At 72.2% G+C, this 12,378-nt stretch carries 12 protein-coding genes and 1 tRNA gene; 8 read left to right on the top strand and 5 right to left on the bottom strand.

The annotated features are described in order from the left end of the window. Positions 1 to 81: 81 nt before the first annotated feature. The gene (locus tag AB4K12_RS28340; protein ID WP_368437349.1) at positions 82 to 1,506 is read right to left on the bottom strand and encodes a hypothetical protein; all 1,425 of its coding nucleotides are present in this window, start codon (positions 1,504 to 1,506) and stop codon (positions 82 to 84) included. A 292-nt stretch (positions 1,507 to 1,798) separates the two neighbouring features. Between AB4K12_RS28340 and AB4K12_RS28335 the strand changes: the two genes are divergently transcribed. Continuing rightward, positions 1,799 to 1,892 (top strand) — tRNA-OTHER (locus tag AB4K12_RS28335). 72 nt (positions 1,893 to 1,964) lie between these two features. Here the strand turns inward: AB4K12_RS28335 and AB4K12_RS28330 are convergent. Beyond that, on the bottom strand, positions 1,965 to 3,209 hold the full coding sequence (locus tag AB4K12_RS28330; protein ID WP_368437347.1) for an MFS transporter: 1,245 nt from the start codon (positions 3,207 to 3,209) through the stop codon (positions 1,965 to 1,967). A 213-nt stretch (positions 3,210 to 3,422) separates the two neighbouring features. Between AB4K12_RS28330 and AB4K12_RS28325 the strand changes: the two genes are divergently transcribed. From AB4K12_RS28325 to AB4K12_RS28310, 4 genes are all read left to right on the top strand, one after another. After that, positions 3,423 to 4,691: a beta-ketoacyl synthase gene (locus AB4K12_RS28325; RefSeq protein ID WP_368437345.1), complete on the top strand. Its 1,269-nt coding sequence runs from the start codon at positions 3,423 to 3,425 to the stop codon at positions 4,689 to 4,691. Then, the gene (locus AB4K12_RS28320; RefSeq protein WP_368437343.1) at positions 4,688 to 5,905 is read left to right on the top strand and encodes a ketosynthase chain-length factor; all 1,218 of its coding nucleotides are present in this window, start codon (positions 4,688 to 4,690) and stop codon (positions 5,903 to 5,905) included. Before AB4K12_RS28325 ends, AB4K12_RS28320 begins: the two co-directional genes overlap by 4 nt. A gap of 29 nt (positions 5,906 to 5,934) precedes the next feature. Then, positions 5,935 to 6,192 carry an acyl carrier protein gene (locus tag AB4K12_RS28315; protein ID WP_086567720.1) on the top strand — a complete coding sequence of 86 codons (258 nt, stop codon included), beginning with the start codon at positions 5,935 to 5,937 and terminating at the stop codon, positions 6,190 to 6,192. A gap of 108 nt (positions 6,193 to 6,300) precedes the next feature. Further along, a complete protein-coding gene (locus tag AB4K12_RS28310; RefSeq protein ID WP_368437340.1) occupies positions 6,301 to 7,257 on the top strand; it encodes an aromatase/cyclase in 957 nt (318 codons plus the stop codon). A gap of 160 nt (positions 7,258 to 7,417) precedes the next feature. Here the strand turns inward: AB4K12_RS28310 and AB4K12_RS28305 are convergent, their stop codons facing one another. Further along, complete coding sequence (locus tag AB4K12_RS28305) at positions 7,418 to 8,203, bottom strand: 3-oxoacyl-ACP reductase (RefSeq protein ID WP_368437338.1); 786 nt, start codon at positions 8,201 to 8,203, stop codon at positions 7,418 to 7,420. A gap of 190 nt (positions 8,204 to 8,393) precedes the next feature. Between AB4K12_RS28305 and AB4K12_RS28300 the strand changes: the two genes are divergently transcribed. From AB4K12_RS28300 to AB4K12_RS28290, 3 genes are read left to right on the top strand one after another with little or no spacing between them, the layout of a single operon-like run. Beyond that, positions 8,394 to 8,822, top strand: coding sequence for a nuclear transport factor 2 family protein (locus tag AB4K12_RS28300; protein ID WP_086567714.1), 429 nt, complete (start codon positions 8,394 to 8,396; stop codon positions 8,820 to 8,822). A 4-nt stretch (positions 8,823 to 8,826) separates the two neighbouring features. Further along, on the top strand, positions 8,827 to 9,636 hold the full coding sequence (locus AB4K12_RS28295; RefSeq protein ID WP_368437336.1) for a hypothetical protein: 810 nt from the start codon (positions 8,827 to 8,829) through the stop codon (positions 9,634 to 9,636). A gap of 34 nt (positions 9,637 to 9,670) precedes the next feature. After that, a complete protein-coding gene (locus AB4K12_RS28290) occupies positions 9,671 to 10,423 on the top strand; it encodes a 4'-phosphopantetheinyl transferase superfamily protein (RefSeq protein WP_368437334.1) in 753 nt (250 codons plus the stop codon). A 21-nt stretch (positions 10,424 to 10,444) separates the two neighbouring features. Here the strand turns inward: AB4K12_RS28290 and AB4K12_RS28285 are convergent, their stop codons facing one another. Together AB4K12_RS28285 and AB4K12_RS28280 are read right to left on the bottom strand one after the other, a co-directional pair. Beyond that, complete coding sequence (locus AB4K12_RS28285; RefSeq protein ID WP_086567709.1) at positions 10,445 to 11,251, bottom strand: AfsR/SARP family transcriptional regulator; 807 nt, start codon at positions 11,249 to 11,251, stop codon at positions 10,445 to 10,447. 82 nt (positions 11,252 to 11,333) lie between these two features. Continuing rightward, positions 11,334 to 12,378: biotin/lipoyl-containing protein (locus AB4K12_RS28280; RefSeq protein ID WP_368437331.1), on the bottom strand; the 1,045-nt coding region annotated here is incomplete at its 5' end.

The raw sequence follows: 12,378 nt of genomic DNA, 5'->3' as shown, positions 1-12,378 counted from the left end.
CCCTGCCGGGGACCGACACGGAAAACGCGAACGCCGGGCGGGCCGTGGCCCGTCCGGCGTCCTCGTGATGCGTGGCGTGACCTAGGAGGCCGCGGCCTTCTTCTTCGGGGCGACACCGTTCTTCGGCGTGCTCACGCTGCCCTCGCCGCCCGCGAGCTTCCACTCGTGGTGGTAGAGGTCCAGCGGGATGCGCCGCTCGAAGAGCGGCGTACCGAAGATCTTCAGGTGCGCCGAGAGCGCACCGGTGAGGTCCACGCCGCCGTACGCCGCCCACTTGCCGGAGGCCGAGGCCTTGCCGTCGCTGGACGCGGTGGCGCTGGCCTCGCCCTCGGCCCGCAGGTAGGGGGCGAGGTCGGCGCTCACGCCCACCGCGCCGTACAGCCCGACGGACGCCTCGGTGCCGAGGGACGCCTTGACCTTGCCGGAGGCGGAGGCCGTGGCGCGCACCGGGCTGACCTCGGAGTTCGCCTTGCTGATGCCCGTCCAGCCCTTGCCCCAGCTGTAGGAGCCGCCGACGGTGAAGTCGCCCTTCATCTCCTGCTTGACGTCGACGCTGAGCTTGCCCTCGGCGTCGACCTGCAGGTAGCAGGTGAGGTCGAGGTTGACGACGACCGGCACGGGCCCGACCTGGAGGACCGGGTCCGCGTGCAGCTTGGCGAAGGGCAGCCGCAGCGGCTTGCCCTCCGTGGTGGCCTTCGCCTCGCCCTTGAGCTCCCAGGCCGAGGACCAGTCGCCGTTCAGGGCCAGCGACGCGGTGCCGGGGCCGCCGCTCGAGCCGGTGCCCTTGCCGTTGTAGGAGAAGTCCACCTCGGGGGCCAGCTGGACGAAGCCGGAGGCCGAGGCCTCGGCCGAGACCGGGGAGCCCTCGGGGGTGGGGATGGAGGCGCCGACGTCCAGGCGGAGGTTGCCCAGGGGCACCTTGGCGCCCTTGGGGCCGGCGTGGATGCCGTCGGGCTTGGTCCAGGAGACCTGGACGCCCTTCATCAGCGGCACGACCTTGACGGCCGAGGGGTCCACGGGGACCTTGCCCTTGGCCTCGGAGTCGCCGAGCAGCGCGTCGAGGGTGGCCGGGGCCGTGTTGACCTCGGTGCCCTTGTCGGTGGCGCCCACCACCTTGGTGACCTTGGCCAGGACGCCGTGGGGAGCGCCGGGCGCGGGCGCGCTGGCGATGACGTCGCCGACGGCGACGCCCTCCCGCGCGGACTGCGACGGCTTGGGCGCGACGCCCTTGTCCGGCTTCTTCTTGCCGGCCGCGGGCGCGGCGGCGATGACGGCCTTGCCGCTCTTCTGGTCGAACGAGGCGACCTTCAGCGACGACTTGGCGGCCTTGACGCCCGTCCCCTTGTCGGCGCGGGCCACCGCGCTCGGGGCACCGGCCCCGGCCGGCGCGGCCGCGACGGCGAGCCCCGGGTCCGTGGGCGCGGCGGTGGCGGCGACCGGTTCGGCGTCGGTCGCCTTACCGGCAGCGGAGGATCCGCCCGACGAACAGGCGGTGACGGCCAGCAAGGACGCGGCGGTCAGTGCAGGTAAAACGGCATACCTGGTGGTTCTGCGCAAAGTTGAGTCCTTGTGTGCGTGAGGTGGGGGCGGTACGGGGGGAGTTGGCACCCGTGGACCGCATCACACGGCAGAGATACTCGCGGGTAGCGATTCGCATGATCGTGTCATGACCCGACATGTCCGCAGAACCGTTTCTCCGGAGCTAAACGATGATCTGGATCACACTGCGCGGTAGGTCTGGACCACCCCTGCGCGTCAGCGCCGCGTCAGCGCCCCCTGGCAGTGTTGTCCACGTCAAGGAGAGGTACTCGAAGCGGCCCAACGAGGTCCGGAAGCTCTTCCGGTCGGGGTGATCGCACCACCCCTCGCAGGTTCGAATCCTGCCCTCTCCGCCGGAAAGCGACGAAGGGCGGCCCGCACAGGCGGGCCGCCCTTCGTCGCGTCGGTGCCGCGTACCCAGGGGGCTAAGCCCCCGTCCTCCCCGTGGCGTTCCGCTCGCGCGGAATCCCGGCGCCCTCCGGGGCGCCCTCCTCCCGCGCGGGGCGCCGCCAGGCGAACGCGACGGTGACGGAGACCGCGAGGGCGACGGCGGCCGCGGCGAGGTAGACCGTGTCCAGGCCCTCGCCGGCCAGCGGCTGGGCGGCGACGGGCGAGAGGAACTGGCCCAGGAACATGGCGGCCGTGATCCCGCTGAGGGTGCGGCCGCGCACCTCGGCCGGCGTCCGCGCCACCAGCCAGGTGTTCAAGTGCGGGACGAGCAGGCCCACACCAGTGCCGATCAGGGCCAGGCCCGCCAGGACGACGGGCACGCCGGGCGCGAAGCCGATCAGCGCGGCGCCCGCGCCCAGGACGGCGAAGACGACCGCGGCCAGGGCCGCCTCGCGCCGGCCCCGGGCGATGCGCCCGTAGTTGGCCGAGACGGTCGCCTGCACCGCGCTCATCGAGGCGAGGATCAGGCCGCTGCCGACCGCCCCGACGCCCGCCAGGTCGGCCAGGTGGAAGGGGAGCTGGGTGGGGACCGTGTAGAACACGGCCTGGCCCACGAAGGCCAGCGCGAAGATGGCGAGGGCGGCGCCCGGCACCGCCCGGCCGCCCGTGGCCCCCGCCCGCCGGGCGAAAGGCTCGGCCCGGGCCGGCTCCTTGACGACCAGCGCGACCAGGGCGGCCAGCGGCAGGGCCGCCAGGTAGACCGCGAAGGGGCCCCGCCAGTCGAGGCCGGCCAGCAGCCCGCCGACCGACAGGAACACCACGCCGCCCATTCCCATGGCCCCGGCCTGCAGGCCGAGCACCCGGGAGCGCTCGGGGCCGGAGTACAGGTCGGCCACCAGCGCCGTGGCCGCCGTCATCACCCCGGCCACCGCGAGGCCGAGCAGCACCCGCCCGGCCAGGATGGCGTAGACGTCGCCCAGCACCAGGCCCGAGCCGCCCGCCAGACCGTAGAGCACCACCGAGCCGACGAGGACGGGCTTGCGGCCCGCCCGGTCCACCAGGAGGCCGGCCACCGGTGCGCCCACCGCGATCGCCAGGGCGGGCACGGTGAGGACCAGGCGGACCAGGAAGGTGATGTCGTCGACGTCCGCGAAGTGCCGCCGCATGGCGGGCAGCGCGGGCGAGATCGTCGCGCCGGCCATCACCGTCAGCATGCTCACCAGCAGCAGCGTGACCAGGACCGGCCGGGCCGGTGCGCCGGGGTGGGGGCGGTCGGTCATCGTGCGCTCCGTCCTTGGGGGTTGGCACGCGAAGTGGACCGCCGTCGGCTCGAGCCCCGGTGGAGCGTTCACGGGGTCCGCGGGCGTCCCCGACTGCCCGAGGCGGCTTCGAGCAGTGCTCGAGCATCCGGCCGCAGCCTGCAATGACGTAAGTCCCGGTGTGCAGAGGCGAAAGGACAGAACAGCGATGTTCTCTACAAACGCGGGCCAGATATGACCCGGCGCGTGGTGATTACCGGAATCGGCGTGCGCGCCCCCGGCGGGAACGGAACAAAGGCGTTCTGGGACCTGCTGTCGAACGGCCGTACCGCCACACGGAACATCTCCTTCTTCGACGCATCGCAGTTCCGGTCCCGGATCGCCGGCGAGGTCGACTTCGATGCGGTCGCCGAGGGATTCAGCCCGCGCGAGATCCGTCGCATGGACCGGGCGACCCAGTTCGCCGTGGCCTGCACCCGCGACGCGCTCGCGGACAGCGGGCTCGACCTGGGCTCCGTCGACCCGCACCGGGTCGGCGTGAGCCTGGGCAGCGCCGTCGCCTCGGCGACGAGCCTGGAGAACGAGTACCTGGTGATGTCGGACGCGGGCAAGTCCTGGGAGGTCGACCCGACCTACCTGTCGCCGCACATGTTCGACTACCTCAGCCCCGGCGTCATGCCGGCCGAGGTGGCCTGGGAGGTCGGCGCCGAGGGCCCCGTGACGATGGTGTCCGACGGCTGCACCTCTGGCCTGGACTCGGTCGGGTACGCCGTCCAGCTGATCCGCGAGGGCACGGTCGACACCGTCGTCGCCGGCGCCGCGGACACCCCCGTCTCGCCGATCGTGGTCGCCTGCTTCGACGCGATCAAGGCGACGACGACGCGCAACGACGACCCCGCGCACGCCTCCCGGCCCTTCGACGGCACCCGCAACGGGTTCGTCCTCGCCGAGGGCGCGGCCATGTTCGTGCTCGAGGAGTACGAGGCGGCCAAGAAGCGCGGCGCGCACATCTACGCGGAGGTCGGCGGCTACGCCACCCGCTGCAACGCCCACCACATGACCGGTCTGCGCAAGGACGGCCGCGAGATGGCCGAGGCGATCCGGGTGTCCCTCGACGAGGCCCGCCTCGACGGCACCACGATCGACTACATCAACGCGCACGGCTCGGGCACCAAGCAGAACGACCGTCACGAGACGGCCGCGTTCAAGCGCAGCCTGGGCGATCACGCCTACAACGTCCCGGTGAGCTCCATCAAGTCGATGGTGGGCCACTCGCTGGGCGCCATCGGCTCCGTCGAGATCGCCGCCTCGCTGCTGGCGATCGAGCACAACGTCGTGCCGCCGACGGCCAACCTGCACACCCCCGACCCCGAGTGCGACCTGGACTACGTGCCGCTGACCGCGCGCGAGCAGCGCGTCGACACGGTCCTCACCGTGGGCAGCGGGTTCGGCGGTTTCCAGAGCGCGATGGTCCTGCACCGCCCGGAGGTGGCTTCCGTATGAGCACCGTCATCACTGGCATCGGCGCGGTCACGCCCAACGGCCTGGGCGCCGAGGAGTTCTGGAAGGCCACCCTGGCCGGCCACAACGCCGTCAAGGAGCTGACCGGCTTCGACGTCTCGAAGTACGCCTCCCGGCTGGCCGGGCAGATCACGGACTACGACGCCAAGGCGCACCTGCCCAGCCGGCTGCTGCCGCAGACCGACGTCTCCACCCGCTACGCCCTGACGGCGGCCGCGTGGGCGCTGGAGAACGCGGGCGTCACCGAGGAGACGCTGCCCGACTACGACATGGGCACGGTCACCTCCAACGCCCTGGGCGGCTTCGAGTTCACCCACCAGGAGTTCAACAAGCTCTGGTCCAAGGGCTCGGAGTTCGTCAGCGTCTACGAGTCGTTCGCCTGGTTCTACGCCGTCAACACCGGCCAGATCTCCATCCGCCACAAGCTGCGCGGCCCCAGCGCCGCGCTGGTGGGCGAGCAGGCGGGCGGCCTGGACGCCATCGGCCACGCCCGGCGCACCGTGCGGCGCGGCACCAAGCTGGTGGTCTCCGGCGGCGTCGACGCGGCGTTCGACCCGTGGGGCTGGGCCTCCCAGCTGGCGGGCGGCCTGGTCAGCACGGCCGCCGACCCCGAGGCCGCGTACCTGCCGTTCGACGAGCGGGCCGCGGGCTATGTGCCCGGCGAGGGCGGGGCGATCCTCATCGCCGAGGACTCCGCCTCCGCGCTCGAGCGCGGCGCGCCGCAGATCTACGGCGAGATCGCCGGCTACGCCTCCACGTTCGACCCCAAGCCGGAGTCCGGCCGGGAGCCGGGCCTGCGCCGGGCCGCCGAACTCGCCATCGAGGACGCGGGCCTGGTGCCCGCCGACATCGACGTGGTGTTCGCCGACGCGGCCGGCCTGCCGGACAAGGACCGCGAGGAGGCCGCGGCGCTGCGCGCGATCTTCGGCGTGCGCGGGGTGGCGGTGACCGCCCCCAAGGCGCTGACCGGCCGCATGTACGCCGGCGGCGGCCCCGCCGACCTGGTGGCGGCGCTGCTGTCGATCCGCGACGGCGTCGTCCCCGCCAGCGGCCACTCCTCCCGGATCCCCGAGGAGTACGGCATCGACCTGGTGGTCGGCGAGCCGCGCACGAAGCCCGTCGGGGCCGCCCTGGTGCTGGCCCGCGGCCGCTGGGGCTTCAACTCCGCGGTCGTCGTGACCCGGCACAGCAACTGACATCCCGCACTTCCACAGGAGAGACCCTCATGGCACAGCTCGGCATCGACGACCTGCGGCGCATCCTGATCGCCTGCGCGGGTGAGGACGACAGCATCGACCTCACCGGCGACATCCTCGACATCAGCTTCGAGGACCTCGGCTACGACTCCCTCGCCCTGATGGAGAGCACCGCCCGGATCAAGCAGGAGTACGGCATCGACCTCTCCGACGACGCCGTCGGCGACGTGGAGACGCCCCGCGCCCTCCTCGACCTGGTGAACGCCACCGAGGTCGCCGCCGCCTGATCCGCCGGCCGGCGACCCATGGGGCCCGTATCCCGCCCGGCGGGGGGATACGGGCCCCTGCCCATCAGCGCCGGGCAGGCGCACCGATCGAGCCGAGGAGAACCCCTCATGGAACGACCCGTGATCCACCGCACCGAGCACACCCTCGTCGTCTCCGCGCCCGCCCGGGTGCTCTACGACCTGGTCTCCGACGTCACGCTGTGGCCGGCCGTGTTCGGGCCGAGCGTGCACGTCCGTCACCTCGAGCGCACCGAGCGCTCCGAGGTGTTCGAGATCTGGGCCCAGGTCAACGGCAAGGTCGCCAACTGGACCTCGCGGCGGGTCCTGGACCCCGAGCGGCTCTATGTGAGCTTCCGGCAGCAGCGCAGCTTCCCGCCCGTCACCTCGATGGGCGGCGGCTGGCTGTTCCGCGCCCTGCCCGACGGCCGCACCGAGGTCGTGCTGCGGCACCGCTTCAGTGTGGAGGGCGACGACCCGCAGGCCGTCGAGAACCTGCTGGCGGCCCTGGACCGCAACAGCGGCGAGGAGCTGGCGGCCCTGGCCCGGGTGGCGGAGCTCGGCCACCCGGTCGAGGACATCGTGTTCTCCTTCACCGACATCGTCCCGCTGGAGGGCGGTGCCGAGGCCGCGTACGACTTCGTCAACCGCGCCGACCTGTGGGCCGAGCGGCTGCCGCACGTCAGCAGCGTGGTGCTGACCGAGGACGTCCCCGGCGTGCAGGACCTGCGCATGGAGACCCTGACCGCGGACGGCTCGACGCACACCACGCGCTCGACCCGCATCTGCAAGGCCCCCTCGTGGATCGCCTACAAGCAGAGCATCCTGCCGAAGCTGCTGACCGGCCACAGCGGGCTGTGGACCTTCACCGACGGCCCGGACGGCCCGCTGGCCACGGCCCGTCACACGGTGGCCCTCAACCCGGCGACCGTCACCGAGGTCCTGGGCGAGCGGGCCACCCTCGACGACGCGCGGACCTTCATCCGCGAGGCCCTGGGCCGCAACAGCCTGGCGACGATGACCCACGCGGCCGCGCACGCCAAGGAGCACGGCGGCGTGACCGCGTAGGGCGCCGCCCGCGTCCGTCCCCCACGACGACGCCGGCTTCCGGACCCGGACGGGTGCGGAGGCCGGCGTCGTCGTGTTCGCCCGGCCCGTACAACGCGCCCGCGCCCCCTCCCGGGGGAACGGGAGGGGGCGCGGGCGGGAGCGCGGTGCGCAATGAAGATCAGTAGTTGCCCAGGCCGCCGCAGACGTTGAGGGCCTGCGCGGTGACGGCGGCCGCGTCGTCGCTGACCAGGTACTCGACCATGGCGGCGACCTCGCGGGTCTCCACGTAGCGGCCCAGCGGTACCCGGGTGGTGATGCGGTCGTGGGCGTCCTGCTCGCTGACGCCCCAGATGCCGGAGTAGTGCGTGCGCACCCGCTCGGCCATCGGCGTCTCGACGAAGCCGGGGCACACGGCGTTCACGGTGATGCCGGTGCGGGCCAGCTCCAGGCCGAGCGCCTTGCTGAAGCCGACGACGCCGTGCTTGGACGCCGAGTAGGGGGCGGCGTGGACGACGCCCTGCTTGCCGCCGGTGGAGGCGATGCTGATGATGCGGCCGCGCTTCTTCTCGAGCATGCCGCCGGCGTTCAGCACCTCCTTGGTCATCAGGAAGACGCTGTTGAGGTTGGTGTTGATCACGTCGAACCACAGCTCGTCGGGGACCTCGTTGGTCGCGCCGCCGCCGCTGCGGCCGGCGTTGTTGACGAGGATGTCGACCGTGCCGAAGCGGTCCACCGCGGACGCCACGAACGCCTTGATCTGGGCCGGGTCCGCGACGTCACAAGTGGTGCCGTCGACCTCGAAGCCCTCGTCGCTCAGCTCCTTGATCGTGGCGGCCAGCTGGTCGGCCTGGCGGGCGCAGAGGTAGACGCGGGCGCCGAGCCCGGCGAGCCGGCGGGCGATCTCGAGGCCGATCCCGCTGGTCGCGCCCGTGACGAGGGCGACCGGCTTGACTTCCTGTGCCATGTGCTTCTCCCGAATAGCTGCTGTGGGCAGGTCCGGCCCCGAGCCTGTCGGGGATCCCTCGCGTCGCGCTGGAACGCCCCTGGAAGGCACCTTGCGGCCCTCCGCCGACGCCCCGACGGTTCTCAAGGGCGATTCGAGGCGGGGCCGCGATTCTTGCGGAACCCCGTCAGCCACTCCGTAAGGGACCGAGATGACCGCGACGACCGTCAGCAGCGACCTCTACACGCAGGTGCAGCACTTCTACGCGCGCCAGATGCAGGCCCTGGACAACGGCCGGATCGAGGAGTACGCCGCCACCTTCACCAAGGACGGCAGCTTCCAGCACTCCCCCGGCATCGACCCCGTGCTCGGCCGCGACAACATCCTCGCCGAGCTGCGCTCCTTCCTGAAGAAGTACGACGACGACCCCACCCAGCGCCGCCACTACTTCAACCAGATGATCCTCGACCCCCAGGAGGACGGCAGCCTGCGCTCCACCGTCTACGCCCTGATCATCCGCGTGCGCCCGAACGAGCAGCCGGAGGTCTGGCCGAGCACCGTGGTGCACGACGTCATCGACCTGACGGACGGCGAGATCCTGCTGCGCTCCCGCTCCGTCAGCTACGACCAGCTGGTCTGAGCCGATGAAGGCGTCGCCGACCCCGGAACGGCTGCTGGCCCACGCGGACGCCGCGCTGCGCAGCGCCATGGCGGCCGCGACCGCCCGTACGCCGCCCCGGCTGGCCAAGGCGGCGGCCGGTGCCGCCTATCTGGATCTGTGGGCGTGCGAGCGGCTGCTGCGCGCCGACGGGGGAATCAGATCCGCCAGCGCCCGTTTCCTCGTGCCGCGCCTGCTGATGGAGAGCGTCGACGGGCTGACCGTGCTGCTGGGGACCGAGCTGCACCGGGCGAGCCGGGCCAGCGCCGAGTACCGGCGCCGGGCCCGCCTCCTCGGTGAGGCGATGTGGCACCCCGACCACGAGGAACGCCTGATGGCGGTGGTGGAGCGGCTGTCCCTGCCGCTCTACGGCGACGACCGGCTCTCGCGCCCCATGACGTCGGTGCGGCCGATGTCCCTGCCCACCGCCCTGCACAGGATGCTGGACGATCTGGAGCGCGAGCGCCGGCAGCTGATCGACGACTGCGCCCTGTCCGAGGGCAGCCCGACGGCACGGGACTGGGCGCGGGCGGACCGCTACGCGCTGCTGACCGCGGCCGCCGCGTGCGTCGACGACTGGGAGCGCCGCAAGGGGCACCGGCAGCACCGGCTCGCGGACCTGACCCGCCTGGTGGGGGCGCTGTCCCGGCTGGCGGTGCGGCTCGACCGGGAGCCGGCCGGGCCCGACGCCGAGCTGAGCGGGGCCCTGTTCGACGAGGCGGACCTGTACTGCCGCACGTCGTCGGTCGTGGTGCGGACCGCGCGCTCGGCCGCCCGCCAGCTGGTCGGCGTGTGATCCCTCCCTCCCCCGAAGGCCGGAAAGGTCCCCCATGCCCGCTGTAGAGCTCGTGCACGCCGACGGCCCGGGCGGCGCCTGGGCGACGTCGGTGTCCACGGCCGTACGCGAGGGCCGGACCGTGGTCCTGCACTGCCTCGTCGAGGAGTGGAAGGCGCCCGACAGCCCGGAGCTGTCCCTGCTGCTGGGCCGCGAGCACCGCCGCTACGCCTCCACGCGGCACCCCGCCTGCAGGGACCGGTTCGTGGCCTCCCGGCGGCTGATCAAGTACGCGGCGTCGGCGGCGCTCGGCGTCTCCCCCTGGACGCTGGAGCTGGCGATCAGCCCGGGCGGCCGCAAGTACCTGCGCGGCTGCGGCTGGCTCGGGCTGAGCCTGAGCCACACGGGCGACCTGCTGGTGCTCGCGCTGAGCGCCACGGGCCGGGTCGGCGCCGACAGCGAGGCGCTCAGCCGGTCGATGTGCAACCCGGCGCTGGTGCGCCGGGTGTGCACGGACGCCGAGATGGAGGCCCTGGCCGCCCTGCCGGCGGGCGAGCGGGGCCGGGCGATGCTGCGGCTGTGGACCCTGAAGGAGGCCTACACCAAGGCCATCGGCGTCGGCATGCGGCTGCCCTTCCGCGAGTTCGGGTTCGCGGTGGACGACGACAGGGCCGTACTGCACGACGCCGAGGGGGCGCCGGCGCATCCGGTGGAGTGGGAGTTCACCACCCACTGGATCGACGCCGACGACTCGTATGTCGTGAGTACGGCCCAGACCCGGTCTCCCGGGCATCCGTTCGCCGACTAGCCCGCCGCCCTCCTCACCGCTCTACGCGGTGAGCAACGCATGGGTGGGGGCGGGAACTTCGAGCCGCTCGTCGTTGGCGAGGACGGCCTGGTGCAGCCGCTGCAGCCGAGGCGACGGCTCCACGCCGAGCTCCTCGACCAGGGCGCGGCGCAGCGACTGGAAGGCGTCGAGCGCCCGCCAGGGGTGACCGGCCCGGTACAGGGCGGTCATCAGCTGGGCGCACAGCGCCTCGTGCATGGGCTGCTGGGCGACCAGCATGCGCAGCTCGCCGATGAGTTCGGCGTGCCGGCCGAGCTGGAGGTCGGCCTCGATGCGCAGCTCGAGGGCGCGGGTGCGCTCCTCCTGCATACCGATGATCTCCATGCCCAGCACCTCGCCGACCGGTACGTCGACGAGCGCGGGTCCCCGCCACAGCTCCAGCGCCCGGCTCAGCTCGGCGGTGGCGGTGGCGGGGTCGTTCTCCCCCATGGCGCGGCTGCCGCGCCGGACGAGCTGCTGGAACTCCAGCAGGTCGCAGGAGTACTCCATCGGGTTGAGCTGGTACCCGCCGTAGCAGGTCGCCAGGATGTCCTTGGCCGTACGGCCGTCCTCCTGCGGCCCCGCCTCGCTGATCTTCCGGCGGAGCTGAAGGATGTAGGTCTGCAGTGTGGTGGCGGCGCTACGCGGAATGGCGTCGCCCCACACTTCGGTCATCAGGGTTTCCACCGCGACGACACGGCCCGCGCGAATGGCGAGCAGAGCGAGAATCTGTCGGGGCTTCCCTGCGGTCGGCACAATCGAGGTGCCGTTCACCCGTGCCGCGATCGGTCCCAGAACTTCGATTTGCATGACTGGAGCATCGCAGCCAGGTTTCGGCTTCAACCAGTGCATGGGGCATGAGTGGGTATGAAAATCTCATACCCGGTCCTTATCAGTCCTTGATGGTGCAGATCACAGCGCCGGACGATACCGATGCCCCGACCTCCGCCGCCAGATCCTTGACCGTGCCGCTTCGGTGGGCGTTGAGCGGCTGCTCCATCTTCATGGCCTCGAGGACGATGACCAGGTCGCCCTCCTGGACCTCCTGCCCGTCCGCCACGGCCACCTTGACGATGGTGCCCTGCATCGGCGACATCAATGCGTCACCGGACACGGCGGGGCCGGATTTCCGGGCCGCGCGCCGCTGCTTGGGCCTCGCGGTGGCGGGAGCGGCCGCCACGGCCCCGAGGGAGGCCGGGAGCGTGACCTCGAGGCGTTTGCCGCCGACCTCGACGACGACGGTCTCGCGGCCGGGGGTTTCCTCGTCCTCGTCCGGGGTGACGCCGGTGAAGGGGGTGATGGTGTTGTCGAACTCGGTCTCGATCCAGCGGGTGTGGATGTGGAAGGGGCTCGAGGTGAAGGCGGGGTCGGTGACGACGGCCTGGTGGAAGGGGATGGCGGTGGCCATGCCCTCGACCTGGAACTCCGCCAGCGCCCGCGCCGCCCGCTGCAGGGCCTGCTCACGGCTGGCACCGGTCACGATCAGCTTGGCCAGCAGCGAGTCCCACGCCGGACCGATCACGCTGCCGGACTCGACGCCGGCGTCGAGGCGGACGCCGGGGCCGGTGGGGGGCGTGAAGCGGGTGACGGTGCCGGGGGCGGGCAGGAAGTTACGGCCCGGGTCCTCGCCGTTGATCCGGAACTCGAAGGAGTGCCCGCGCACCGGCGGGTCGGTGTAGCCGAGTTCCTCGCCGTCGGCGATACGGAACATCTCGCGCACGAGGTCGAGGCCGGTGACTTCTTCGGTGACGGGGTGTTCGACCTGGAGGCGGGTGTTGACCTCGAGGAAGGAGATCGTGCCGTCCGCGCCGACGAGGAACTCCACCGTGCCCGCGCCGACATAGCCGGCTTCCTTGAGGATCGCCTTGGAGGCGGTGTAGAGCTGGGCGTTCTGCTCGTCCGACAGGAACGGCGCCGGCGCCTCCTCCACCAGTTTT

The sequence above is a fragment of the Streptomyces sp. C36 genome, assembly GCF_040932295.1.
GTDB classification, from domain to species: domain Bacteria; phylum Actinomycetota; class Actinomycetes; order Streptomycetales; family Streptomycetaceae; genus Streptomyces; species Streptomyces triculaminicus.
The sequence above is the reverse complement of the archived record's forward strand: the minus strand, read 5'-3'. Positions and strand labels throughout refer to the sequence as shown.